This window comes from Flavobacterium circumlabens (genome assembly GCF_004345565.1).
Classification (GTDB): domain Bacteria; phylum Bacteroidota; class Bacteroidia; order Flavobacteriales; family Flavobacteriaceae; genus Flavobacterium; species Flavobacterium circumlabens.
Map to the genome: position 1 here is coordinate 870,324 of NZ_SLWA01000001.1, position 25,888 is coordinate 896,211.

20 protein-coding genes and 1 tRNA gene are annotated in these 25,888 nt (G+C 32.7%); 12 read left to right on the forward strand and 9 right to left on the reverse strand.

The window, feature by feature from the left end:
- Positions 1-102 precede the first annotated feature (102 nt).
- Together EV142_RS03725 and EV142_RS03730 are read left to right on the forward strand one after the other, a co-directional pair.
- Complete coding sequence (locus EV142_RS03725; protein WP_132032830.1) at positions 103-1,497, forward strand: glycosyl hydrolase family 8; 1,395 nt, start codon at positions 103-105, stop codon at positions 1,495-1,497.
- Between the two features lie 111 nt (positions 1,498-1,608).
- Positions 1,609-4,143 (forward strand): T9SS type A sorting domain-containing protein, encoded by a 2,535-nt coding sequence (locus EV142_RS03730; protein ID WP_132032832.1) that lies wholly within the window; start codon positions 1,609-1,611, stop codon positions 4,141-4,143.
- A gap of 110 nt (positions 4,144-4,253) precedes the next feature.
- Here EV142_RS03730 and EV142_RS03735 read toward each other — a convergent pair whose 3' ends face one another.
- Genes EV142_RS03735 through EV142_RS03745 form a run of 3 tightly spaced genes read right to left on the reverse strand, consistent with a single transcriptional unit; the run spans position 4,254 to position 10,166 of the window.
- Positions 4,254-6,377 (reverse strand): Tex family protein, encoded by a 2,124-nt coding sequence (locus tag EV142_RS03735; RefSeq protein ID WP_132032834.1) that lies wholly within the window; start codon positions 6,375-6,377, stop codon positions 4,254-4,256.
- 1 nt (position 6,378) lies between these two features.
- Entirely contained in the window at positions 6,379-8,298 is a 1,920-nt protein-coding gene (locus EV142_RS03740; protein WP_132032836.1) for a DUF3857 domain-containing protein, read from the reverse strand.
- The gene (locus EV142_RS03745) at positions 8,298-10,166 is read right to left on the reverse strand and encodes a DUF3857 domain-containing protein (protein WP_132032838.1); all 1,869 of its coding nucleotides are present in this window, start codon (positions 10,164-10,166) and stop codon (positions 8,298-8,300) included. Before EV142_RS03745 ends, EV142_RS03740 begins: the two co-directional genes overlap by 1 nt.
- Positions 10,167-10,358: 192 nt before the next feature.
- Here EV142_RS03745 and EV142_RS03750 point away from each other — a divergent pair, with 192 nt between their 5' ends.
- The gene (locus EV142_RS03750) at positions 10,359-10,625 is read left to right on the forward strand and encodes a DUF1294 domain-containing protein (RefSeq protein ID WP_132032840.1); all 267 of its coding nucleotides are present in this window, start codon (positions 10,359-10,361) and stop codon (positions 10,623-10,625) included.
- A gap of 140 nt (positions 10,626-10,765) precedes the next feature.
- Here the strand turns inward: EV142_RS03750 and rpiB are convergent, their stop codons facing one another.
- Both rpiB and EV142_RS03760 read right to left on the reverse strand, forming a co-directional pair.
- Entirely contained in the window at positions 10,766-11,197 is a 432-nt protein-coding gene (gene rpiB, locus EV142_RS03755; protein ID WP_132032841.1) for a ribose 5-phosphate isomerase B, read from the reverse strand.
- Between the two features lie 773 nt (positions 11,198-11,970).
- A complete protein-coding gene (locus tag EV142_RS03760; RefSeq protein ID WP_132032842.1) occupies positions 11,971-12,204 on the reverse strand; it encodes a putative signal transducing protein in 234 nt (77 codons plus the stop codon).
- A 173-nt stretch (positions 12,205-12,377) separates the two neighbouring features.
- Here EV142_RS03760 and rnr point away from each other — a divergent pair, with 173 nt between their 5' ends.
- From rnr to EV142_RS03775, 3 genes are read left to right on the forward strand one after another with little or no spacing between them, the layout of a single operon-like run.
- Positions 12,378-14,558: a ribonuclease R gene (gene rnr / locus EV142_RS03765; RefSeq protein ID WP_132032843.1), complete on the forward strand. Its 2,181-nt coding sequence runs from the start codon at positions 12,378-12,380 to the stop codon at positions 14,556-14,558.
- Between the two features lie 24 nt (positions 14,559-14,582).
- Positions 14,583-15,251, forward strand: coding sequence for a head GIN domain-containing protein (locus EV142_RS03770; RefSeq protein WP_132032844.1), 669 nt, complete (start codon positions 14,583-14,585; stop codon positions 15,249-15,251).
- A gap of 14 nt (positions 15,252-15,265) precedes the next feature.
- Positions 15,266-15,946 carry a LysE family translocator gene (locus tag EV142_RS03775; RefSeq protein ID WP_132032845.1) on the forward strand — a complete coding sequence of 227 codons (681 nt, stop codon included), beginning with the start codon at positions 15,266-15,268 and terminating at the stop codon, positions 15,944-15,946.
- Positions 15,947-16,334: 388 nt separating this feature from the next.
- Here EV142_RS03775 and EV142_RS23980 read toward each other — a convergent pair.
- A tRNA-Cys gene (locus EV142_RS23980) sits at positions 16,335-16,405 on the reverse strand.
- A 93-nt stretch (positions 16,406-16,498) separates the two neighbouring features.
- Entirely contained in the window at positions 16,499-16,858 is a 360-nt protein-coding gene (gene folB / locus EV142_RS03780) for a dihydroneopterin aldolase (RefSeq protein ID WP_132032846.1), read from the reverse strand.
- A 118-nt stretch (positions 16,859-16,976) separates the two neighbouring features.
- Here folB and EV142_RS03785 point away from each other — a divergent pair, with 118 nt between their 5' ends.
- From EV142_RS03785 to EV142_RS03805, 5 genes are all read left to right on the forward strand, one after another.
- Positions 16,977-19,094 (forward strand): glutamine--tRNA ligase/YqeY domain fusion protein, encoded by a 2,118-nt coding sequence (locus tag EV142_RS03785; RefSeq protein WP_132032847.1) that lies wholly within the window; start codon positions 16,977-16,979, stop codon positions 19,092-19,094.
- An 894-nt stretch (positions 19,095-19,988) separates the two neighbouring features.
- Entirely contained in the window at positions 19,989-20,468 is a 480-nt protein-coding gene (locus EV142_RS03790) for a hypothetical protein (protein WP_132032848.1), read from the forward strand.
- A 90-nt stretch (positions 20,469-20,558) separates the two neighbouring features.
- The gene (locus tag EV142_RS03795) at positions 20,559-20,885 is read left to right on the forward strand and encodes a YtxH domain-containing protein (RefSeq protein ID WP_132032849.1); all 327 of its coding nucleotides are present in this window, start codon (positions 20,559-20,561) and stop codon (positions 20,883-20,885) included.
- Between the two features lie 124 nt (positions 20,886-21,009).
- The gene (locus EV142_RS03800) at positions 21,010-21,360 is read left to right on the forward strand and encodes a competence protein (protein WP_132032851.1); all 351 of its coding nucleotides are present in this window, start codon (positions 21,010-21,012) and stop codon (positions 21,358-21,360) included.
- 2 nt (positions 21,361-21,362) lie between these two features.
- Entirely contained in the window at positions 21,363-21,617 is a 255-nt protein-coding gene (locus EV142_RS03805; protein WP_132032853.1) for a DUF6327 family protein, read from the forward strand.
- 22 nt (positions 21,618-21,639) lie between these two features.
- On the opposite strand, the gene EV142_RS03810 is transcribed toward EV142_RS03805, so the two are convergent.
- Positions 21,640-22,629, reverse strand: coding sequence for an SPFH domain-containing protein (locus EV142_RS03810; RefSeq protein WP_132032855.1), 990 nt, complete (start codon positions 22,627-22,629; stop codon positions 21,640-21,642).
- A 143-nt stretch (positions 22,630-22,772) separates the two neighbouring features.
- Between EV142_RS03810 and EV142_RS03815 the strand changes: the two genes are divergently transcribed.
- Positions 22,773-24,284 (forward strand): hypothetical protein, encoded by a 1,512-nt coding sequence (locus EV142_RS03815; protein WP_132032857.1) that lies wholly within the window; start codon positions 22,773-22,775, stop codon positions 24,282-24,284.
- Between the two features lie 33 nt (positions 24,285-24,317).
- Here the strand turns inward: EV142_RS03815 and gltX are convergent, their stop codons facing one another.
- Positions 24,318-25,823, reverse strand: coding sequence for a glutamate--tRNA ligase (gltX, locus tag EV142_RS03820; protein ID WP_132032859.1), 1,506 nt, complete (start codon positions 25,821-25,823; stop codon positions 24,318-24,320).
- Positions 25,824-25,888 lie beyond the last annotated feature (65 nt).

The window sequence follows — 25,888 nt, forward strand, 5'->3', positions numbered from 1 at the left end:
GTTATTTCTTATTACATATCCCAAGTTACAATTGTAGCTTGGGATTTTTTTTATGCCTAAAAATTCTTACTTTTAGAGTCCCAAATTTAATCAATAATAATTATGAAAAATCTACTTCTGATTAGTATTGCTTTCTTGTGTCTCAAAAGTCATTCACAAAAGCAATCTTTTCCTGCCAATGTTGTATTCAACAATGGTATTATGGCTTCGTCTAAAAATAGCCAGGACGCTTTAAACAATTACACCATCTGGAAAACCAATTTTGTAGAAGCCTGCTCTAATGGGCGATACAGAATAAAATTTGACAATCCTTCTGAAACGGTCTCCGAAGGTATTGGATACGGAATGCTGCTTTCTGTTTATGCAGCCGACAAAACACTGTTTGATGGTCTTTGGCTTTATTATAAAGACAACGTTAATTCTAATGGTGTGATGAATTGGAAAATCAACGGCTGTTCCGGAATTAATGGTCCCAACGGTGCGACCGATGCCGAACTGGATGCCGCTTTTGCTCTTATTGTAGCTGATTTCCAATGGGCAAGTACCGGAACGATTAATTATAAAAATGATGCCAAAACGCTAATTGCCGTTATTAAAACTCATGAAGTTGAAGCTAATACTTTTGTGCTAAAACCTGGCGATCAGTTCGGCGGAAGCCAGATCACAAATCCTTCTTATTTCTCCCCTGCCTATTACAGGGCTTTTGGGAATTTTACGAATGACAGCACTTTTTGGAATGCCGTTGCAGCAAAATCATACACGGTTATCAACAATAATTTAACTCAAAACAATGCCGCTGGTGGTTTAGTTTCTGATTGGTGTCAGGGTTCAGGAGCTTATTCGCCAGATGCAGGCGGGTATAAAAATGCCGGTAAAACCTATAACTATGATGCTGCCAGAACGCCCTGGCGTATTGCGGTTGATTATCTCTGGTATGGAAATGCAGACGCAAAAACCTATGCCAAAAAATCATCCGATTTTGTGCGGGTAAATCTTGGAGGTTCTGCCAATATAAAAGATGGCTATAATCAGGACGGAACTTTGAACGGACAATGGCATAATGCAACGTTTGTCGGCGCTTTTGCCTGCGCTGCAATGGCGGGAGAAAATCAGGCACATTTAGATGCTTCCTACAACGACTTAAATGGGTTAAACGAGCCTAAGAGTTATTTTAATCAAACATTGAAAACGCTCTATATGTTCCTGTTAACGGGTAATTTCTATTTGCCTCAAAATGCTACTTTGGCTAACAGTGATTTCGAATTAGAAAAAGCAACGGTTACTTTATATCCGAATCCAAGTGCCGATCGATTTACGGTTTTCGCGCCCGAAAAATCAACAATATCGGTAATTTCTCCACAAGGAAAAATTATTTCAGAGCTGAAAACAACTTCAGAAAACACGGAGATAAATTTAGCCAGTTATTCCTCCGGTTTGTATTTGATCAAAATAACAGACGGAAATAAAAGCATTACAAAAAAGGTTATTTTAAAGTAATTTATAAAAATAGAAATCCCAAATTACGATTGGTAATTTGGGATTTTTTATAATATTCCACTTCACAATATTTGTTAGGGAATCTTTATATATTTGTTGAAATTTATTTTTATGAAAAAAACTCTACTTTTTTTAATTCTCTTTTTACCGTCTTTAATATCTTTTTCACAAACTATTGGTGATATAACACAACCATTTGGTGTAAGTCCTGCCTTTAATACAGGAGGTACTGTTTATACTAGTATTATCCAACCAGATGGAAAAATACTTGTTGCGGGACACTTTTTAACTTATTTAGGCCTTAAACAAAATTATTTGATTCGTTTAAATGCAGACGGAAGTAAGGATAAATTATTTGAAATAGGAACAGGACTTAATAATAGTATTCAGTGTATAGCACTTCAAAGCGATGGAAAAATAATTATAGGAGGTGCATTTACTTCTTATCAAGGATTTGACTGCAATCGCTTAATCCGTTTAAATATCGATGGAAGTAAAGATAATTCTTTTGATATCGGAACTGGATTTGATAATATTGTCAATTCGATAGCTATTCAGACAGATGGTAAAATTCTTGTCGGCGGTAATTTTAATTCTTACCAGGATAAAAGTCAGAGAAAAATAATTCGATTAAATAGTGATGGAACCAATGACACATCCTTTAATATTGAAACAGGATTTAATGTCGGAGTTAGTGCAATTTTTTTGCAAAATGATGGTAAAATAATTCTGGGTGGAGGTTTTTCTAAATATAAAGATATTACTTCAAATAAGATCATTCGATTAGATGCTGATGGAAATTATGACTCTTCATTTGTTACAGGAGAAGGATTTAACGGAAGTGTCCTTTCAATAGCAGCACAAACAGATGGAAAAATAGTTGTTGGTGGAAGCTTTACCACCTACAAAAGAAATACCTACAATCGTTTAGTTCGTCTGGATAATAAAGGAACTGTATCTAGTGGCAGCTTAAACACAGCTTCTGGATTTGATGGCACCGTATTTACTATAGCAATTCAAAATGATGGTAAAATATTGGTCGGTGGCGATTTTTCAAAAAAAATTCGTCGTTTTAATTCTAACCTAACTATTGACAATTCTTTTAATGTTGGCGAAAGCTTTGTTTCTGAAAAACTTCCCAATATTGTTTATGGATGTACAGTATATTCGATCATAATACAAGAAAATAAAAATATTCTTGTAGGTGGTCTTTATACCAGCTATAATGCATTTACTCAAAATAGTTTTACTTGCCTGAATCCGGATGGTAATCGAAACACAGATTTTGGAATAAAAATCGGATTCAATCACAATATATATGCTATAACGAAACAAGCTGATGGGAAAATTCTTTTAGGAGGAGAATTTACATCCTATAATGGAATTGCTCAAAAATATTTAGTTCGATTAAATCCGGATGGTAGTAAAGATTCATCTTTTAATATTGGCACCGGATTTAATAATATTGTTACCACAATAGCGGTACAAGCTGATGGAAAAATTCTTGTAGGTGGGAAATTTTCTGAATATCAGGGAATAGAAGGTTTTTGGTATTTAACTCGTTTAAATTCAGACGGAAGCGCAGATAGTTCTTTTAAGTTACCCCCTAGATTTGGTGGTGCAAGTACTTATAATACTGTCAATAGTATTGTAGTACAGCCTGACGGTAAAATAATTTTAGGCCGCAGTTATGGAGATACAGATTCAAATTATTATTTAATGCGTTTGAATACAGATGGTTCCTATGATAAATCTTTTGCAACAAATTTTAGAGTCGACCTTTATACAGTTGGTATAAAATCTGTCGTTTTGCAACCAGATGGAAAAATACTTGCCGGTGGAGACTTTTTCGCTTACAATGGAATCAAAAATAAATATTTAATTCGTTTAAATTCAGATGGAAGCGTAGATAATTCTTTTAACATAGGAACGGGATTTGATGCTCAAATTTTATCCCTAGCCTTACAAAGTGATGGAAAAATAATTGTAGGCGGTGAATTCACTACTTATCAGGGAATCTCGCAAAGAAATTTAGTTCGTTTAAATAATGATGGGACCAGAGATAATTCCTTTGATGTTGCAAGTGGTTTTAATTATAGTGATTCCAAAACCCCTAGTAAAGTTATTACTGCATCAATTCAACCTGATGGAAAAATACTTCTGGGAGGCTTTTTTTCTTCCTATCAGGGTAATAATCAAAATAATTTTGTCTGTTTAAATTCTGACGGTACCAAAGATAATTCCTTTGCTATTGGAACAGGATTTAATTACAGTGTAAATTCTATACTTCAGCAAGTTAATGGAGAACTTCTGCTAGGAGGAAATTTTACCACTTATAAAGAAGATCATCGTTCTGCTCATTTAATTGGCATAAAAGGAAATACATATAACTTATCGAATGAAGAATTCATTAAAGAAAATAAACAATTTTCTCTATGGCCAAATCCGGCAAACAACATCTTAAATATAAATTCTTTAAACGAAAATAATTACGCTGTCAAAGTTTATGATTTACGTGGAAAATTAATTTATTCAAAAGAAAATGTAAATAACTCTATAGATGTAAGTTCATTTACTTCTGGTATGTATTTAATTAAAATTGAAACACAAAATGGAGAAACCTCTCAAAAATTTATAAAAATTTAGTTCTCTAAATTCATAAAAATAGAAATCCCAAATTACGATTGGTAATTTGGGATTTTCTATTTAATCTATTCTGTTATTTTGAATTTGGAATTTCAAAAATTTAGGATTTTCTACAAAACCATCGTCAACTGAATTCTCTTTCTGTCTTCATCAACTTCAGTAACCTTTACATCAACGTGCTGGTGTAATTTAACCACTTCATTTACGTCACTCACAAAGCCGGCTTTTAGCTGTGAAATGTGAACCAATCCGCTTTCTTTGATTCCGATATCAACAAAACAGCCAAAATTGGTAATGTTGTTCACGATTCCGGGTAAAATCATTCCGGTTCTCAGATCCTTGATCGATTTTACATTCGCATCAAATTCAAAAACCTTTGCGGACTTTCTTGGGTCCAGTCCGGGCTTTTCAAGCTCTTTTATGATGTCTTTTAAGGTTAACAGACCAATTTCAGGTGTAATATAGTTTTCGGGCTTAATCAGGGCTGTTTTCTCTTTGTTGGCGATGAGATCGTTTACCGAAAGTTTTAAATCTTTTGCCATTTTCTCTACCACGGGATATGCTTCAGGATGCACGGCAGAATTGTCTAACGGATTCTTTGCGTTCGAAATTCGAATAAAAGCCGCGCCCTGCTGATAAGCCTTATCACCTAAGCGGGGAACTTTTTTCAATTGTTTCCTGTCCTCGAAAGGGCCATTTTCAGAACGGTACTGTACAATGTTTTCGGCCAGTTTCTCTCCTATTCCACTCACATAACTTAGTAAATGTTTACTTGCTGTGTTAATATTAATTCCCACCGAGTTCACGCAGCGAATTACGGTGTTATCTAATTCTTCTTTTAGTTTGGTCTGATCAACATCATGCTGGTACTGTCCTACTCCAATGGCTTTTGGGTCAATTTTTACCAATTCGGCCAAAGGATCTGAAAGTCTTCTTCCAATCGAAACCGAACCACGAACCGTAACGTCATAATTCGGAAATTCTTCACGCGCAATTTTTGATGCCGAATACACCGAAGCTCCTGCCTCAGAAACGATGAAAACCTGCAGTGGTTTATCGAATGCGATTTTTTTGATGAAAAATTCGGTTTCACGGGAAGCCGTTCCGTTTCCGATAGAAATGGCATCAATCTGATACGCATTGACCATCGAACGGATTTTCTTGATTGCCATCGCTTCCTCGTTTTGAGGGGCATGCGGGTAAATGGTTTCGTTGTATAACAGATCTCCTTTTTCGTCCAGGCAAACTACTTTACAGCCACTTCTAAATCCTGGATCAATAGCCAGAATACGTTTTTCTCCCAAAGGCGGTGCCAATAATAACTGTCCTAAATTGTTCGCAAAAACCTGAATCGAATTAGCATCGGCTTTGGCTTTGGCTTCCTGCAGCGTTTCATTTCCAATCGCCGGATTCAGCAATCGTTTGTAACTGTCTTCAATTGCTAATTGCAAATGTGCCGTGGTGCTGTTTTGTTTTTTAATGATTATTTCATCAATAATATCATAGGCTTCATCAATATCAACATCTACTTTCATCTTAACAAAACCTTCATTTTCTGCACGAAGCATGGCTAATAATCGGTGTGAAGGTGCTTTTGTCAACGATTCTTCCCAATCGAAATACTGACTGAATTTTTGCGCTCCTTCTTCTTCGCTTTTCTTTTTTACGACTTTGGTTCCAATAGTTGCTTTTCGCTGAAACAATCTTCTCAATTGTTTACGAACATAAATATTTTCGTTAATCCATTCGGCAACAATATCACGGGCTCCTTGCATTGCCGCTTCTTCGTTAATCACATTTTCATTGATATATTGCGTGGAAATAAAGTCAATATCAACATCATTTTCAGACATTATAATTTTGGCCAATGGTTCTAGACCAAATTCGCGGGCAACATCTGCCTTTGTTTTTTTCTTCTTTTTATAGGGCAGATAAAAATCTTCGATTTCCTGTAAATCAAAACTTTGTTCGATTTTTTGTTTTAATTCAGGCGTAAGTGCTTTCTGTTCTTCTATTGATTTCAGAACGGCTTCTTTACGTTTTACAATCGTTTCATACTCTTTCTGAAGTTTGGCAATCTGTTCGATCTGCACTTCGTCAAGATTTCCGGTGGTATCTTTTCGGTAACGGGAAATAAACGGAATGGTACAGTCTTCCTCTAATAATTTTACCGTATTTTGAATGTTGACCGCTGCTGTCTGAACAGTTCTGGCAATGAATTGAATATTAGTCATTTTATTTTTTCTTTATTGGCTTTAACACAATGCTTCCTTTATTAAAATCTGCTGAGGCATTAAAAACTTTTCTGTATTCCTGATAAACTTCTTTTGGATAATTTATCGCTTTGTATTTTTCATCTATTGTAATGATGACCTGATTGTCAACTATTTTTACTGTGGATTTAAAGGAACAGTTTTTAGTTTCATCGTACTTCATTGTTTTATCGATCACTAAATCGTCGTAATGATCCACCTGATATCCTTTAGGAATATTAAAGATTATCTTGTTGTGAAACTCTCTCGCATATTTCAGATCGACATCTGTTTTTCTGGTGTTTTCCTGATAAAGATTATTCTGGCTTCCTAATACTTTCCCGAGGTTAACCATAAGCAAATTACCCGCTTTTTCAGTAAACGATTCTACAGATTCTAATTTCGAGTTAATAATAAACGGTGTATTTGTAAAATTATTTTTAAACTCCAGATTCTCGGCTGTATGTTCCAGTAAATTAACCTCAACATCATCCATTGCGAGACTTTTAACCAAATCGGTAAGATCCTTTTTTTCTTCGTTATTGGCTACGTCATTATAAGCATATCTTATTAATTCGGCTGTATAACCTGTATTGGAAATCTTTTTTTCTATGGTTACTTTCGATAAATCAGCATTCAAAGTTACAATAGATTCTGTTTCGTTTTTTGTAAAATCTGATGCAATTACAGGTATAAAAATAGTCGTATTTTCCTTTTTCTTCGCATCATATCCTTTTGCTTTAGTATCCTGGAACTCATACGACGGATTTCCGTACGGGCTGTATCCTGTATTTGGAAAAATATATTTATTGGTTTCCCTGATGTAAAAATTAAAATCGGTAAACTCATAAAATGTCATCATTTCGTCGTCGAGTTCTCCCATAAACCGATCTTCAGTGGCAATGATTTCGTAGGGTATTTTTAGTGTCTCCAACGAATATTTATACAAATACATAAAATCATCATGTCTCAGTTTACCTTTTCCATCCAGAAGCTTGACATCGCGTCTCAGAGATTCTCCTTGTGAATAAGACTCGTAATGTGATTTGATATAATCATCAAGGATTATTAATTTCTCGTCTGTCGTTTTATTTTTTAAATCTAATTTTTCAAGAAGTTTTTTAACCTCACTATTTGAAAAGGCATAAGGCTTAAATTTTATGTATTCCTTAAAAAAGATACCCCATTGTTTATCTCTCATCGCCTGAGGCGTTCCGGTAATTAAATAAAGTACCTTAACGAGGTTTTTAAACTTTTTTGAATTCTTTTCATTAACCAGCGGTGCTATATTATCGGCGGTAAAAAATTCCTTGTTCTTAATGTGATTGTCTTTGAATTCGGAAGAAGCAAAAACTCTTGATGCAGCTGTTCCTGAATCTGTCAGTGTAAATTCGGCGTGAAGGACCGGAGCATCTTTCTGATAAATCTCGATACCGTTTGATGTTGGATTTTCTTTTACAATAAAATAATATTCTAAAATATCTCCTTTTTCCACTCCTTCAAAAACCGTTGATTTTACGTTTTTTATATCTGAATTTACAATCTGACTTTCTGATAAAACGCGTACTTCTCCATTGGGCTTGATTACACGTGCATGGAAATCTTTTGTGTCACGGATATCTGTATTATCATCGGCTGTAACTTTATTGTATTTGCTAATTTCTGATGCTTCGTTTATTTTAACGGCAAAATGTTCCATTTTAAATTTTGCAAATCCATACATATTGGTGTTAATTCTGGTATGAACCCATCTTTTGTCAAACAAAACAATAGCCGGCAGTTTTTTATATTCTTGGGGAATATTCTGAAAAGAGGGAACGGCATCCCACGTGTAACTTTTTATTTCCTGCGCCTGCACTTTTATAAAAAAGGAAAAGAGTAAAATCAATAATATTTTTTTCATTATTTTTTGGATAAGATTATAGATTGGTTGTATTGTTGGGTCAGTTCGTTTATTACCGTGTTCCAGCTTTCAAACTCGCTGGTTTCAATACGTAATTTTTTTAAGGCAATTTTTTGAGATACGATCAGGTTCTTTTTATCTTTTTTATAAGCGATCTCATAACTTAAATTTTCGTTTTCTTTTTTACTGTTTTCGGGCACAAATTCCAGTTGATAATTTTCCGGGATTTCATATACATATGTGAATTCATTTAGAAACGCAATATCATTTTCTATCGGCAGTTTTCTTTCTTTTAAATCAATTATATATTCTTTAAAAGGCGCCAATAAAATAGGCTTCATGATGATTTTATCTCCTATTTTCTTAACCCATCCGTCCAGTTTAAGGCTGTATGAAAGCTCTGTGTCTTTATTTTCGTATTCGTTTTTCTTTACTTCAGTGGTTTCTATTTCCAGTTTCTCATTATATCTTGCCATTCCGTTTTTCAAAATTTCATCTTCCTCGGGTTTATTCGCAGATAAAATATTCAGAAAATTACTTTTCTCATAACCGGTCAAAAACAATTTTGATGTTCCCGAAACAGCATTGTCTGCTATTTTCAGCTTCATTTCCATTTTCAGTCGATTGTCTTTTTTATCAACTACAGGAACTTTTTCAATAACAAATTCATCTTCCGATATTCCGATAAGACCCTCTTTTCCCTGCGTCATGGACGACGGAAAACCGAAAGGACAAAAAGAATCTGTTCCGTCTACAAAATATCGTTGTTTGTCAATTTTTACCGACGCAATCATATGATTGCTTACTAACGGCGTAGGAACATCTTCAAAACGATAGGGTTTATCCCTTGTGCCGATCCAAACCAAATTGGACTCTATGCCTGCATGTTTAAACATTTCATTCAATAAGTTGGAAATGTCCTTACAATCACCATACTTTTTGTCAAAAACAGACGCTGCGTCACGCGGAATAAAACCGCCCATCTCGTATTCAAATGCTACGTAATGAATGTTTTGCTGTACCCAATTGTAAATTTCTTTCGCTTGATCTTTAGGGTTTGTTTTGTCTTTTATTAATTCTAACGTTTTGCTTTTTAAAGCAGCCTGATCCAGTTTATTTACATCTTTCACCAAAGAATAATACCATTTGTACAAATGTTTAACATCGGGAAGCAATTCTTCCTTTTTGTTTTCTTTGGTATAACTTTTAATGTAATACACAATATGCGGTAAAAAATAAGTGTAGTTTGGCGCTCTGTTTTCTTCTTCAAAAGCGGGCATATCTGCTACTTTCCAGGTGTAAACATCTATATTGCCTTCTTTCGTTTTTTCGAAAACAATTTTATCCTGATTCTCTCCAAACAGTTTGTAACCAACTTCAATTGACGGATCGGATTTTATTTCAAACTTAGAAGCAACTGTCTGAAGTTCCTGCTGGAAAGCAAAATAGGAGAGGAGTCGTGGTTCATTTTGCTTTACTTTATACGAAAATTCTATTCTTGATTTATCTACGACGTAGCTAAAATCAAAATGCTTGTATTTATTATCACTGTAAAAAACATCCCTGCTTTTCAGTTCATTCGTACTGATATCATATTGTGATAATTTGTTTTTTTTGTTGGTTAAAGGATTAATTGCCATTCCTTTTATATTCGAAATCTCACTAAAATTGTCATACGGTATGTTGATAGAATATTCCCTGACATTTTTACTTTTGGCAATTTCTCTTTGTTCTTCAATAAAAGACTCAATCTCTAATTTGCTTTTATTGGTTAAGTACACTACTTCATTCCGGTAAAGTACTTTTGATTTTTCCTGAGCAGTTAAAAAATGAAACGAGAAAAATGCCAGATAAAATATTTTCTTCATGTAGTTTTATTCTATAAAAATTGACGTGTTAATTGTGACAAAAATAGACTTTTCAGGAAATAAATGACCATAAATTTTAAGCCAAAAAGAAGCTCGTTATTTATTAGCTATGATGGATGTAACAGAATGAATTTACACCGGTTCTTATTAGCATATGACGAAAATAATATCTTTGTTTCTAATTTTAAGCTAATGAAAATTGTACTGCTTTACTTTTTACTTATAAATACTACCGCTTTTATCCTCGCCGGATATGATAAATATCTGGCAATCAAAAGTAAAAGCAGAATTTCTGAAAATACACTGTTTCTAAGTGCTGCCCTTGGTGGTTCAGCGGGATTAGTATTGGCGATGCTGCTTTTTAGACACAAAATCAGTAAAACGTCTTTTATTCTAAAATTTGCAATAATTATCCTGATTCAGCTTTTGATATTCCTTAAATGGAAGAATAAAATCTAGTTATTAACATTGTTGATAAGTGTAAAAATTATTTTTAATTTACTGTATTTAAACTATTTACATAAAAAAACCGGATGAATTTAAAAATCCGCCCGGTTGTTATACTACTTGGTGCGAAGCACCCGATTTTTTTTGATTTTTTACTGACAGGCGATTTTATTCACTCTGTTTTGGTGTCTTCCACCTTCAAATGCGGTATTTAAAAAGGTTTCCACTATTTCTACAGCCTGTGGTATCGAGGTAAAACGTGCCGGAATACTTACAATGTTAGCATCATTATGCAAACGGGTTAAATACGCAATTTCTTTGGTCCAGCATAAACCTGCTCTTACTTTCGGGTGTTTGTTAACCGTCATCGCAATTCCGTTTCCGCTTCCGCAGATCACAATTCCAAAATCAGCTTTTCCTTCCGTAATATCATTCGCAACCGGATGTCCATAATCAGGATAATCAACAGAATCTTCAGAATCTGTTCCATAATTAGTTACTTCATAGCCTTTTGCTTTGAGCATCGCAACGATTGCTTTTTTATAATCTGGTCCTGCGTGGTCGTTTCCTATTGAAATTTTCATTTTAAATACTATTAAGTTGTGCTTTGCAAATTTACTTAATTAATAAATGTTGGCCACGAATTAGACTAATTTTCACAAATTTTATTCTGTAGACTTTAAAATTATGTTGTACTTTATCCAATATTAATTCGTGAAATTCGTGGTAAAACATATCAATATATAACTTACATCATATCAAAACCTTATCACTTATCAACAATCTTAACATCTCTATAATAACCTGATAATCAATAAGAAATAAATAATCTTTTTGTTAAAATTTTAGAATGTTAATACCAAAACCTAATTCGTTGATATTCAGTTAACTTTAAATTAACATTATTTGTTAATAAGTTCGGATAGAATATTAGAAGTTTTTTTTGGTTGTGTCGAAAAAAAACCTAATCCAAAACCGGGATGAAATAACCTAATAAAGTTTGATGAATTTTTAGAAAAGTTATCAATATCAAAAATGCTATTTTCAACAAAAGTCAACCTATGAACTTATCTACAAATTGAATGTGTTTTTGGTTGTCAACCATTGTTAATTAAAATTGAAAAACGCTTAAAAATTAATCCTTTAACCCAATATAAGCATGTTGATAACTCTATATAAGTAAGTAAAACTTCATTTCAATACATTTAAAAATAAATTTATATCACATATTAACACACTATAATAACCATCAAAAATTAATTAAATTTAAAATTTCTTTTTTGTTGTATTTAATATATGTTGACAACTTTGAAAGTTTAAAAGAGAAAATTTTTTTTTGAGATTGAAAAAAAACTGTTTAAACGATTTTAAGCGGGTTATTAAGATTGTCCAGAATTTCCTGTACCTGTTCGAAATCATTGGGATGGATTTTTAGTTTGATTCCGCCAAGCGCAGCAGAATAAAAAGGAACAACAGATAATGTCATTTCATTTTCAAAAAAATAGGGAATTCCTTCTTGCTCTAATAAATGTTTCAGGATAACCGTTTCGTGGTCATAATTGAATATGGCAATCGTTTTAAAGCTTTCCATAAAAGGTCTTTTTATAAAGATACGAAATGAGCATTACTAAAAATTTGTTGTTTGCAGTAACTAAATATACACATTACAAATGACCTTTGAAAGTTATAATTTTAATAATTCTATTTGTTAAAATCTATAATCTGGTATCTTATTTGTAATTTTAACTTTTTAAGAAAAGATATATGAATAAGAAAATTCGAAAGCCGATAAAAAATGAGACCGATCTCTCTAGTAAAATAATAAAAATTTTATCGCAAAGCCCTAATAAAGCATTTAATTACAAACAGATAGGAGCAAAGCTTGAACTTGATGATACAAAAAGCAGAAATCAGATTATAAAAGATTTAAAAATTCTGGCTGCTTCAAAGAAAATTACAGAATCTGAACCTGGTAAATATTTGGTAAAAGCCGAAAGTCAGGATTATTACGAAGGAACAATTGATATGACAAGCCGTAAAACAGCTTATTTTGTTTGTCCTGATTTTACAGAAGATGTTTTTATCCCGACCAATAATCTGAACCGTGCGCTGGATAAGGACAAAGTAAAAGTGTATGTTTATAACAGAAGAAAAGGTAAAAGACCTGAAGGAGAAGTAATTGAAGTTGTAGAAAGAAATAAAACTGACTTTGTCGGAGTTATCGATATTCAGGCCAATTTTGCTTTTGTATCTACAGCAAATCCTAAAATGTATACCGATATTTTTATCCCAAAAGATAAAATTGGAGAAGCAGAAAACGGTGATGTTGTTTTGGTTACGATAGAAGACTGGCCAAAAAGAGCCGATAGTCCGTTTGGATCTGTTGTTAAAGTTTTAGGAAAACCAGGAGAACACAACACGGAGATTCATGCCATTTTAGCCGAATATGGTTTACCATCAGATTTTCCGGTAGAAGTAGAGGTTTATGCACAAAAGATAGATACCTCAATTCAGGAAGCTGAAATTGCAAAACGTCGTGATATGCGTGATACACTTACGTTTACGATAGATCCAAAAGATGCAAAAGATTTTGATGATGCCTTATCTTTCAAAAAGTTAGAAAATGGAAATTACGAAATCGGAATTCATATTGCCGATGTTTCCTATTATCTCGAAGAAGGAACAATTTTAGATGATGAAGCGTATCAACGCGCAACATCGGTTTATTTAGTCGATAGAGTTGTGCCAATGCTTCCGGAAGTTTTGTCTAATTTTGCATGTTCGTTACGTCCGAATGAAGAAAAATATACGTTCTCTGCTATTTTTGAAGTTTCAGAAAATGCACAGGTGATTAACCAGTGGTTTGGCAGAACAGTAATTTATTCCGATCAGCGATTTGCCTATGAGGAAGCACAATATATCATTGAAACCAAAGACAATACAATTCCGGTTGATATTTCAATCACTGGGGAATCTTATGTAGTTTCAGATGAAATTACGAATGCAACTTTAAAATTAGATGAATTAGCTAAGATTTTAAGAAAGAAAAGAATGGCCAATGGTGCTATTTCTTTTGATAAAGTCGAAGTAAAATTCAACTTAGACGAACAAGGGGAACCGGAAGGCGTTTATTTTAAAGTTTCTAAAGATGCCAATCATCTGATTGAAGAATTTATGCTTTTAGCCAACAGAAAAGTGGCAGAATACATTGGTAAACAAAAGAAAACCTTTATTTACAGGATTCACGATGAACCAAATGAAGATAAATTAATTGCGATGCAAAGCGTAATTGCCAAATTTGGATATAAAATAGATTTCCGTAATAAAGGCGATATTTCGAAATCACTAAATGCTTTGATGGAAGAAGTAAACGGTAAAAAAGAGCAAAACTTAATTGATACTCTTGCGATTAGAAGTATGAGTAAAGCCAAATATTCGACAGAAAACATTGGTCACTACGGTTTAGCTTTTGATTATTACAGTCATTTTACTTCACCAATTCGTCGTTATCCTGACGTGATGGTACACCGTTTGCTGCAATATTATTTAGATAAAGGAGCATCTGTAAACGAAGAAGTTTATGAAACGAAGTGTTTACACTGTTCGAATATGGAAAGTTTAGCGACTAACGCAGAACGTGACAGTATTAAATATATGCAGGTGAAATACATGCAGGATCATCAGGATGAAGAATTCCTTGGCGTTATTTCCGGTGTTACCGAATGGGGGATTTATGTTGAAATCGTCTCTAACAAATGCGAGGGAATGGTAAGAATCAGAGAAATAAAAGATGATTATTATACTTTCGATGAAAAGCAGTATGCCCTGGTTGGAGCAACTTCAGATAGTATTTTACAACTGGGAGATGAAATATATGTAAAAGTTAAAAATGCTGATTTAGTTAAAAAACAATTGGATTTTCATTTTTTAAGAAGAGCAGAATAGAAGTTTAATTTAAAAAATAAAAGTATGAAAAAGTTAATTATAGGAGCTGCAATTTTATTTGTTCAGATGTCTTTTGGTCAGGTTACCAAAGATTTAGGTGATTTTGATTCGCTAAAAGTATTCGATAAACTAAGTGTAAAATTAGTACAGTCTTCAGAAAATAAGATTGTGATCAAAGGAGCACGTGAGTCAGAAGTTGAAGTTGTTAATAAGAAAGGGTTATTAAAACTAAGAATGCCTTTTCCTAAATTATTATCAGGAGATGATTTGGATATTACCGTATATTACAAACATTTAGAACTTATAGACGTAAATGAAGGTGCCTCTGTTTCCAGTACCGAAGCTATTAAAGCAACTGCTTTTAAAGTTAGCGCTCAGGAAGGCGGTAAAATTAATGTTGAATTAGATGTTAATAAGCTAAAAGTGAGTTCTGTTTCCGGAGGAGAAATTACCTTAAACGGAAAAGCCGATAACCAGGATGCAAGTTTAGGAGCTGGCGGATATCTTCTGGCAAGTAAATTAAGCACCGCACAAACTACAGTAAGCGTTTCTGCGGGAGGAAAAGCAGATGTGAATGCTTCTACGCTTGTGGATGCAAAAGTGAGCGCAGGAGGCTCTATTTACATTTATGGAAAACCGAAACAAATTAATCAAAAAACGGTTTTTGGAGGAAAAATTGAAGAAGTAAAATAAGAAATTGTATTTGAATGATAAATGATATTTTAGCTGGACTGCCATGGGGACTTTTCCTAAGCTTCATGGTAGGACCGGTATTTTTTATACTACTGGAAACCAGTATTACAAAAGGATTCAGAGCCGCAATGGTCTTTGATCTGGGTGTAGTATTAGGTGATATTTTTTTTATAGGAATTGCTTATCTGGGAAGCTATAGATTAATTCAAAGCTTAAAAGATAAACCGGCACTTTTTGTTTTTGGAGGTATTATTATGCTTGCTTATGGTATAATTTCGTTTGTAAAATTAAAAAACGACGAAAAAATAAACGACGAAGAAATAGATCGTGATATTATAAAAAGAAACTATGGCAGTTTGTTTATAAAAGGCTTTTTACTTAACGTTATTAATATTGGTGTACTGGGTTTCTGGCTGGCAGTTATCATTTCTGTAGGACCAAAATTAGATATGCAAAATTCAAGAATGATTACTTTTTTCACATCAGTAATTATTACTTATTTACTGGTTGATTGTATTAAAATAATGTTAGCCAAACAGTTAAAATCAAAAATGACTCCAACTAATATTCTTAAAATCAAAAAAGCAATTAGTATTGTCCTAATGATTTTTGGAGTGGTGTTAATAACTCAGGGTTGGTTTCCAAAAGAAAAAGAAATGGTCAGGAATGCCTTTGAGAAGATTGAGAAGAAGTAGTTTTTAACAACTGAAAATATAAATTAAAACCTCTGAATTTCAGAGGTTTTTTTGTTTAATCACCGTTCTTAGAATTTATAAACCCGACAGGTTTTTAAAACCTGTCGGGTTTGTTATTAAGTCATCTTCCGGATTCGAAAATAAATCTATATCTAATTTTTTCTAAAAATTAGCCACAATAAAACTCCTGGTTTCCTTAAGGTTTTAGATTCATCGTCCGGATTCGAAAATAAATCTATATCTAATTTTTTCTAAAAATTAGCCACAAAAAAACTCCTGGTTTCCTTAAGGTTTTAGATTCATCTTCCGGATTCGAAAATAAATCTATATCTAATTTTTTCTAAAAATTAGCCACAAAAAAACCTCCAGGTTTCCCTGAAGGTTTTAGAGGCATCGTCCGGATTCGAACCGGAGTAGGAGCTTTTGCAGAGCCCAGCCTAGCCGCTCGGCCACGACGCCGTAGTTGAACGGATGGCAAAAGTAACTAAAATCTTTAAAATTCAAAACTTTAAAAGTAACTATTTTAAAAAATTAGTATTTTATCACCGGAAATTACTCCCTGTTTTCCGTCATTTTTATAGTAACTGATTCAACATCACCACCAATAGGAGGATTTATTTTAGAAACCCAAACCGTAGTTTTTTCTATTGAATTGATTTCGGCTAAAACACGAATATTGATTCTTTTGGCTACATGTTCCAATAAATGCGAACGAATAGCCATTTCTTCGGTAACAATTTTATTCAGATGCACGTAATCAACAGTGTCAGCCAGGTGATCTGTTTGTGCTGATTTTTGCAAATTGGTTTTAATTTTTAGATCAACAGTATAATCAGATCCTATTTTTCCTTCTTCAATTAGACATCCGTGGTACGAAAAAGTGCGAATGTTTTTTAGTTTTATAACTCCCATTTTAAATTTAGTTTCAGGTTCTAAGTTTCAGGTTTACTGAGAAGTTTCTAAAGAAAACGGTAAACTGTAAACCGAAAACTGTAAACTTTTTTATCTTTGCTAAAATTACTATAAAATAATGGCATCAGAAGAGAAATCACTCAATTTTATTGAACAAATCATAGAAGAAGATCTAAAATCAGGTCTGTCAAATAACAAACTTCATTTTCGTTTTCCACCGGAACCAAATGGTTATTTACACATTGGACATGCAAGTTCTATTGCATTAAATTTTGGTTTAGGAATTGATTATCAGTCTCCTGTGAATTTACGTTTTGATGATACCAATCCTGAAAAAGAAGAACAGGAATTTGTGGACGCCATAAAAAAAGATGTGGAATGGTTAGGATATACCTGGTCAGAAGAACGATATGCTTCCGATTATTTTCAGCAGTTATATGACTGGGCAGTTTTATTAATTAAAAAAGATAAAGCCTATGTTGACAGTCAGTCTTCTGAAGATATGGCAACTCAAAAAGGAACTCCCTCTACAGAAGGAGTTGATAGTCCGTACAGAAATCGTTCTGTTGAAGAAAATTTAGATTTATTCGAAAGAATGAAAAATGGTGAATTTGAGGCTGGTACTCATATTCTCCGTGCAAAAATAGACATGAAATCTACCAATATGCTGATGCGTGATCCAATCATGTACAGGATTTTGCACAAGCATCATCATAGAACCGGAGATACCTGGAAAATTTATCCCATGTACGACTGGGCACACGGACAAAGTGATTATTTAGAGCAAATTTCACACTCCTTTTGTACACTTGAATTTTTGCCGCACCGCGAATTATACGATTGGTTTTTAGATCAGATTTTAGAAGAAAACAAACTGCGTCCAAAGCAAAGAGAATTTGCAAGACGTAATCTTTCGCATACGGTTGTTAGTAAAAGAAAATTACAGCAACTGGTTAAGGAAAAGCATGTTAACGGTTGGGATGATCCAAGAATGTCAACCATTTCAGGATTAAGAAGACGTGGTTACACCGCTGCTTCCTTACGTAATTTTGCCAATACAATCGGAATTGCGAAACGTGATAATTTAATCAATGTATCTGTTTTAGAATTCTGTATTCGGGAAGATCTGAACAAAATTGCCCCTCGTGTAATGGCCGTCTTAGATCCTGTAAAACTGATCATTGCCAATTATCCGGAAGGAAAAGAGGAGTGGCTGGAAGCCGAAAATAATCAGGAAGATGAAAGTGCCGGATTCAGAAAAGTGCCTTTTTCCCGTGAATTATATATTGAAAGAGAAGACTTTTTAGAAGAAGCACCGGCGAAATATTTCCGTCTGACTTTAGGAAAAGAAGTACGTCTGAAGAATGCCTATATTATTAAAGGTGAAAGTGTTATAAAAGATGCAGAAGGAAATATTACAGAAATTCACGTAACGTATGATACGGATTCTTTAAGCGGAAGCGGAACAGAAGCAAGTCAAAGAAAAGTATCCGGTACATTGCATTGGGTTTCTATTTCACATGCAGTTGAAGCCGAAGTTCGTATGTACGATCGTTTGTTTACAGATGAAGCTCCGGACAGTTATAAAGATAAAAATTTCCTTGATTTTGTGAATCCAAATTCATTAGAAGTGATTACCGGATTTGTGGAACCAAGTTTGGCAACCGCTCAGAATGAAGATAAATTTCAGTTTCAGCGTTTGGGTTATTTTACTGTTGATAAAGACTCAACTCCTTCAAAATTAGTATTTAATAAAACGGTTGGATTGAAAGATGCCTGGGAAGAAAAAGGTAAAAAGGAAGAAAACAGTATCAATAATTCTTTAAAAGAAATCAATAAATATTTTAAAGTTGAGACGAAACCGGAACGCATTGCAATTGAAAGTGCAATAGGGGAGAGCATCAAGAATGTTTCCAGTTTTTCTCTACTGCAAAATTCATTAAAAAAGAATATTAACAATAATAAGGGTTCGTTACTATTTGCTCAGTTTATTTTAAAATATTCAATTTTGAAATCAGCCGACTTTGAAGAAGAAGATATCAAAAAATTGTACACGATGTCGTTTAGAAGTGAATCAACTTATGTTCGTTCAAAAGCACTTTTAAATTTACGGGATATTGAAAGTGTAAGTTTGAAAAATCAATTTGATGATGAAATTTTGAAATTATATTCTAATCCTCCAAAAAATGCATCTGAAAGAGAAATTGAAATTCTTGCAGAAATGGTGAAGAAATAACATCATTAAAATCTATTAAAAAGCGCTTATCATAAGCGCTTTTTTTATTATTTAAAATTTCTATTAAAAATTATAAAATTATAAATTTTTTAGATTAAAATTGACCTTCATAAATTAATTTTAAGCTGTTTTTTTATTTCTTCCACCTCGTTAATCCTCTTTTAAAAAATCATTAAACAGAACGCTTTATTTTAGTTTTAGATGTCATTTTTGCTTGTTTTTCGGGTTATTAACATATGATTGTTTATAACGTTAAATCAAGATGGATTTGTTATAAAATTTAAAATTTTACTTTTTACCTGAGCAATTTTTTAAAATTCTAAATTTTAGTATAATCAATTTTAACTATCGTATTTGTATATGTAATGTTTTTAATTATTATTTAGTAAAACTATCATTATTATAATTTTGATAATATAATTCGATTAAAAGTGACCTTCATAAATTGATTTTAAGACGCTTTTTTATTTCTTCCATAACATTAATCATCTTTTGAATTATTGTTTATTTTTAAGCTTTATTTAAGCTTTAGACCTTATTTTTCTTAGTTTAACGGGTTATTAACATACAATTGTTTATAAAGTTGCTACTTTTATCCAAGGTCAAATCTAAAGTGTCAAATTTCTGAAAAACACTTAGAATCGAATCTGAGTTTTTCTAAAATTTAAAAATGAATAATTTTTTGTTTTTGGAGGGAATTCAAAATCTGAATTCAAAATTAGTTTTATGGTCAATTGTAATTATGATCGTATTTTGATAATACTTATAGCGTAAAAGTATTTTTTTAGAAGATGTTTCATAATTTAAAAATTTCATGGAATTAATTTTACGGGTTATTTGAAATTTTGTCTTTCGCTTTGGCATCAACAATTTTAATCCTTAAATTTTAATATTATGAAAATTCTATTTTTTACGCTGTCTATTTTATTTGCGAACATCGCCATTTCTCAAACACACCAAATTATCAAACACAACGGTGAACAACTTGACGTTAATTTTATAAAAGTCGAAAACGATTTGGTTTATTATACTTTCGACGGAAGTTCTGAAGAACATAAAATTAGCAAATATGCTGTTTCCAAGATTACCAACAAACAATCTAATCAAACTCAAAAAGTATCCGATAAAGTAATAGTAGATTCAAAATCCGATTATAAATTCGTTACCGTTTTATCTCAGGAGAAGACAATAGGATTAAAACAAGCGGCTAATTTTTCGGGAGTTTCGACGAAGACAAAAGGGGAGCCGCCAATTGCAAACCAGAATCATACGGCTATGAGAATCAAAACCCAATCGGCTTCTAAGGGATATCCGTTTGTAAGTATTGTTCAAAAAGCAGATGGAAAGTATGAGGCTGTTGCTTATGCGTATTAAATTTAGTACTAATAGCTATTAAATTACAATTAATCAATAATTTATAATTCAAAAAAAGAGTACCTTTAGTAATCATTTAAATTTAATATTATGTCAAAAAACGTAAATACAGTTGCAGTAATTTTGGCCGGCGCTGCAGTAGGAGCAGCGATCGGAATTTTATTTGCTCCGGATAAAGGATCAAAAACCCGTGCTAAACTTAAAGAAGGTTTGGACGATGCGAAACATAATTTGCAAGATTCCCTTTCAGCAGGTTCTGAAGTTTTGCGTGAAAAATTTGTTCATGCAAAAGAAAATCTTGATGGAACTTATGGAGAGTTACTTTCGAATATGAGTTATAAAACAGAAGAAGTAATCAGTTTTTTAGAATCTAAACTAGCTGACTTAAAAGCGCAAAACGCTAAACTTCAAAAATAATAATCCGGAAAGCACAAAGCTCAACTTGATTTTGATGATTGTTCTTGTTATTTTAATTTTAGAATAATTAGAAAACAATTTTTGAATCATGAGTTTTGTGCTTTTTTTAATTCAAATTATAAATATGGCTTTTGAAGAATTAAAAGAAAACACTGAAAATATTCAGGATCAGGCTAAAGTTTATCTCGACAGTCATTTAGCGTATTATAAACTTTGGGGTTTTAAAGTGGCCATGAAATCTACCACTTTAATTTTTAAGTTTACTTTGATTTTATTGTGTTTTAGTATGGTTATGATTTTTGGATCTTTTGCGGCAGCGTATGCTTTTGGATCTTTGTTTGAAAGTACCGCGCTTGGTTTTTTAACAGTAGGAGGGATCTACCTGGTTTTTACAGTTTTACTTTTCTTCCTGAAAGACAAGTTTGTAGAAGGTCCGATATTGGAGAAATTTTCAGAAATCTTTTTTAATGACTAATTATGGAAACAAAAAAATACTCGTCATACGCAGAAATCGAAAGAGATTTGGAAATTTTGAAACTCGAAAAAGAGATTAATTATCAGAAATTGGTTTTAAATTTTCAAAGAACAAAAGAATCTATTACACCACAATATATCGTAAATGGATTTTTTTCTTCCTATAAAGAATATTTTTCCAATTCCTATCCACAGATTTTGCAATCCATTTTGCCTTCTGTAATCAGTTGGTTTATCAATAAAAAAAGAGGCAATTAAGCCTCTTTTTCGTTTTTGATATTTATTTAATTTCTGGAGTAGCAGTGTCATCTTCGTAACCTGATTGTGGTTCAATTGGTTTTGGTTTCGGTTTTTCGATTTTTTTATTGTTTTTCTTCATCATTTCACCAACCTGATTGGATGCAGAGAATGAAGCGACCATATTATTTAGCATATCACTTCCGGCTTGTGGTGAATTTGGAAGTAATATTAGGTTGGAATTCGCATCAGCTCCAATCGCCTGCAAAGTATCATAATGTTGCGTAACCACGATAAGGGCAGAAGCTTCCTGGGAATTAATTCCAACATTGTTCAAAACTTCAACACTTTCCACCAAACCTCTTGCAATTTCACGACGCTGATCTGCAATACCCTGACCCTGCAAACGTTTACTTTCAGCTTCGGCTTTTGCTTTTGCAACGATTCTGATTCTTGAACTTTCCGCTTCAAATTCTGCTGCCGTTTTTTCTCTGTCCGCAGCATTGATTCTGTTCATGGCATTTTTTACCTGGATGTCCGGGTCGATATCAGTAACCAAAGTATTGATAATGTCATAACCGTAAGTAGTCATGGCTTCATTCAATTCTCTTTTTACAGCAATTGCGATATCATCTTTTCTTTCAAAAACATCATCCAGTTTTAATTTTGGAACTTCAGCACGAACCACGTCAAAAACATAAGCCGTAATCTGATCGTGTGGATATTCCAGTTTATAAAAAGCATCGTATACTTTTTCCTGAATTACTTTAAACTGAACCGAAACTTTCATTTTGATAAAAACGTTGTCTTTGGTTTTGGTTTCGATGATAACATCTAACTGTTGAATTTTAAGATTTACGCGTCCGGCAATTCTGTCAACGATCGGAATTTTAAGCTGTAAACCCGAATTTCTTACGCTTAAAAATTTACCAAATCTTTCGATTACAACAGAAGATTGTTGTTTTACAGTAAAAAAGGAAGACATAAAAATGAAGAATCCAAAGACTAAAAGGATAATTAATGCTGTGTTCATGATGATATTAATTTTAGATTTATTAATTTTTTAAAAATACGAATAATATAATGACATTGGTTACTTATTAATTTCTTTAGAAGATTTTAATTGTTAAAATTTATTCTACATTTGGTTCAAATTTTAAACCAAAAACAAAATTTATGAAAAGAATACTACTTAGTATTGCCTTATTTTCTTCTGTTTATTTATCCGCTCAAACTGTTATAGTTGAGGAAAAATTTGAAGACAAAAATGAACCTATTACTTTTGAATACCTTCCAAATTCAAAGAAATTAGTTGTGTATAAAGGTTTTGGAATTACTATGACACTTTCTTACATCACCACAAATGCTTTAAGTTTTGATGTAGACGGAAAAAAAACAACTTTATTTGAAAACGAAAAATTAGTTAGCCCAACATTTTCCGTAACTGAGAACACTTATAAAGCATACGATGCTACAAAATTTATGCAGGCTAATTATAAATTTTTTCAGGATAAAAATGTTTTCCCTGTTAATCATGATGCACTTGAAGATTTAAATTCTAATTTCTTTGGGCGTTTTGATTTTTACCATGTTTTGAATAATGTTACTAATAGATGGCCAAATGATTTTTTTAATGCTTCATTTAATGATGTTTATGATTTTGGATTTACTAATCAGAAACAAAAAGAAAGGATTGACTTCGAGAAAGATGATATATATCTTGAAACAATAGAAATTAAAACTAAATTGAGGAAGAGAATTAAGATTGATAAACCTGATTTAGCTTTACTAAAAGGTGATATGTATGCAAAAGCTGATCTTAAAACTTCTTTTAGTGCTAAACTGAATGGAAACGAAAATTTTGATATTATTACAAAATCTGTTTCAGCTGATTTTCAAACTTCAATATTGTATAAAACGACTTATGATTTTGAAGGAAAAAAAGTAAAGGAATTACCTCTTATTTTAAAGCTTAGTGATAAATTTTTTGTTACTTCAGACAATTATGGAGGACCTAAAGATTTTAATACTACTCCAGCAAACCCAGGATATCCTTTTTCTATAGTTAGAGTTACTCTAGGTACAATGTCTGTAAATCATTATTTCATAGATAGAACAACTGAGGATATTTATGTCTATGGAATTTATAGTGAAAAAGCACCAAAAGAAATTAATGGGGGAGTTTATCCTAGAGGATTTTATGTATTTAAGTTTGATAAAAACGGAACAAAACTATGGGAATCTGTTAATAAGATTGACGGAAAAGAATTTTTTGAAAGAATAAATATGACCTCTAGACTTCAGGTGAATTTATTCGAGTATAATAAAAATTTGAGTTTTTCAGTTTCAGTTAATGATTTTACGGAGTTTTCATATTCTACAACTGTTGATAAATCGACCGGATCTATTTCAAAAATCAATTTTATAGAATACAATAACAATACAAGTAATTTAAAAAGTAAAGCTTTTGTAAACAATAGTTATGTAAGCGATGAATTTAAAAATAAGGTTTTTTCTCAAATGACTTTTGTCGCTATGATTTTAAATCCAAACGTTATGAGTTATTTGAAAACTGTATCAAAAGAAGGAAAGAAATTATATTATGAAAGTGTAATTTCTGATCAGGGAATTTGGTTAGTTCAAACGGATAATAAAGAAAATTATAAAATCCTTTTATTTAAGGAATAAAAAAAAGCTCCCAATTTGGGAGCTTTTTTGTTTTTATAAAGTTGCAATTGCTTTCTGTATTCTCGAAATAGTTTCTTCCTTTCCGATGATTTCAACAATGTCAAATAGGTGAGGACCTTTCAAAGCTCCAACTAAACTCAAACGGAAAGGCTGCATAACTTTCCCCATACCAATTTCGTTTTTCGTTAGCCAGTCTTTTACGATCGCTTCAATATTTGCGGAATCAAATCCGTCAATATATTCAAGAGTTGAAATCAGTTCCTGCATTAAAGCCGGAGTTTCCTCTTTCCAGTTTTTGCTTGCTTTTTCATCATAAGAGGTTGGAGCCTGGAAAAAGAAATCAGTCAAATCCCAAAATTCAGAAACGAAATGAGCTCTTTCTTTAATCAATGAAACGATTTTTGTTGTCACTTCAAACGGAATAGAGAAGCCTTTTTCTTCTAAAATAGGAGTGAAGTCCTTCGCTAAATCTACATCATTTTGTTTGATCAGATATTGATGGTTGAACCATTTATTTTTTTCCGGATCAAATTTTGCTCCCGATTTATGAACTCGGTTCAGGTCAAAAGCTTCTACCAATTCTTCTAAAGAAAACAATTCCTTATCCGTTCCGTCATTCCAGCCTAACAAAGCAAGGAAATTTACAACTGCTTCCGGGAAGAATCCTTTCTCCCTGTAACCGGATGAAACGCCTTCTTCCGTTTTCCATTCTAAAGGAAACACAGGAAATCCCAATTTGTCACCATCTCTTTTTGATAATTTACCATTTCCAACAGGTTTTAAAATCAAAGGTAAATGTGCAAATTCCGGCGCATCCCAACCAAAAGCTCTGTACAATAAAACGTGAAGCGGCATCGATGGCAGCCATTCTTCACCACGAATTACATGTGACGTTTCCATCAAATGATCATCGACAATATTGGCCAGGTGATACGTTGGCATTCCATCACTTTTGAATAATACTTTATCATCAAGAAGATTTGTTTCGAACTTAACATCACCGCGAATGATATCTTTCAAATGTAGCGTTTCGTCAACCGGAGTTTTAAAACGGATTACATAATGTTCTCCATTTGCAATTCTTTTAGCAACTTCTTCAGGAGAAGTAACCAGGGAAGTATCTAACTTTTCACGATTGTGATGATTGTAAATAAAAGTTTTTCCTTCTGATTCTTGTTCTTTTCTAAGGGCATCTAAGGCTTCAGGAGTGTCAAAAGCATAATACGCCCAACCCGAATTGATCAGTTGATCGGCATATTTTTGGTATATTTCTTTACGGTCACTTTGTCTGTACGGACCAAATTTTTCGTTTTTTCCAACAGTTTCTTCAGGAGCAATTCCCAGCCATTCTAATGCTTCCATAATATAAGCTTCAGCTCCCGGAACAAAACGGGTCTGATCGGTATCTTCAATTCTAAGATAAAAAACACCATTATTTTTTTTGGCAAATAAATAATTAAATAGGGCAGTACGAACACCACCAATATGTAATGGCCCAGTTGGACTTGGTGCAAAACGCACTCTGACTTGCTTTGACATTTGTTTAAATTTTGATGCAAAGATACGATTCTAATTAGAAAATTAGAGAATGAGTTTAATGAGAT

Bases quoted from the DNA above. Each gene is read 5' to 3' on its own strand.
- EV142_RS03725 (WP_132032830.1), top strand. From the start codon at position 103: ATGAAAAATCTACTTCTGATTAGTATTGCTTTCTTGTGTCTCAAAAGT.
- EV142_RS03730 (WP_132032832.1), top strand. From the start codon at position 1,609: ATGAAAAAAACTCTACTTTTTTTAATTCTCTTTTTACCGTCTTTAATA.
- EV142_RS03735 (WP_132032834.1), bottom strand. From the start codon at position 6,377: ATGACTAATATTCAATTCATTGCCAGAACTGTTCAGACAGCAGCGGTC.
- EV142_RS03740 (WP_132032836.1), bottom strand. From the start codon at position 8,298: ATGAAAAAAATATTATTGATTTTACTCTTTTCCTTTTTTATAAAAGTG.
- EV142_RS03745 (WP_132032838.1), bottom strand. From the start codon at position 10,166: ATGAAGAAAATATTTTATCTGGCATTTTTCTCGTTTCATTTTTTAACT.
- EV142_RS03750 (WP_132032840.1), top strand. From the start codon at position 10,359: ATGAAAATTGTACTGCTTTACTTTTTACTTATAAATACTACCGCTTTT.
- rpiB (WP_132032841.1), bottom strand. From the start codon at position 11,197: ATGAAAATTTCAATAGGAAACGACCACGCAGGACCAGATTATAAAAAA.
- EV142_RS03760 (WP_132032842.1), bottom strand. From the start codon at position 12,204: ATGGAAAGCTTTAAAACGATTGCCATATTCAATTATGACCACGAAACG.
- rnr (WP_132032843.1), top strand. From the start codon at position 12,378: ATGAATAAGAAAATTCGAAAGCCGATAAAAAATGAGACCGATCTCTCT.
- EV142_RS03770 (WP_132032844.1), top strand. From the start codon at position 14,583: ATGAAAAAGTTAATTATAGGAGCTGCAATTTTATTTGTTCAGATGTCT.
- EV142_RS03775 (WP_132032845.1), top strand. From the start codon at position 15,266: ATGATAAATGATATTTTAGCTGGACTGCCATGGGGACTTTTCCTAAGC.
- folB (WP_132032846.1), bottom strand. From the start codon at position 16,858: ATGGGAGTTATAAAACTAAAAAACATTCGCACTTTTTCGTACCACGGA.
- EV142_RS03785 (WP_132032847.1), top strand. From the start codon at position 16,977: ATGGCATCAGAAGAGAAATCACTCAATTTTATTGAACAAATCATAGAA.
- EV142_RS03790 (WP_132032848.1), top strand. From the start codon at position 19,989: ATGAAAATTCTATTTTTTACGCTGTCTATTTTATTTGCGAACATCGCC.
- EV142_RS03795 (WP_132032849.1), top strand. From the start codon at position 20,559: ATGTCAAAAAACGTAAATACAGTTGCAGTAATTTTGGCCGGCGCTGCA.
- EV142_RS03800 (WP_132032851.1), top strand. From the start codon at position 21,010: ATGGCTTTTGAAGAATTAAAAGAAAACACTGAAAATATTCAGGATCAG.
- EV142_RS03805 (WP_132032853.1), top strand. From the start codon at position 21,363: ATGGAAACAAAAAAATACTCGTCATACGCAGAAATCGAAAGAGATTTG.
- EV142_RS03810 (WP_132032855.1), bottom strand. From the start codon at position 22,629: ATGAACACAGCATTAATTATCCTTTTAGTCTTTGGATTCTTCATTTTT.
- EV142_RS03815 (WP_132032857.1), top strand. From the start codon at position 22,773: ATGAAAAGAATACTACTTAGTATTGCCTTATTTTCTTCTGTTTATTTA.
- gltX (WP_132032859.1), bottom strand. From the start codon at position 25,823: ATGTCAAAGCAAGTCAGAGTGCGTTTTGCACCAAGTCCAACTGGGCCA.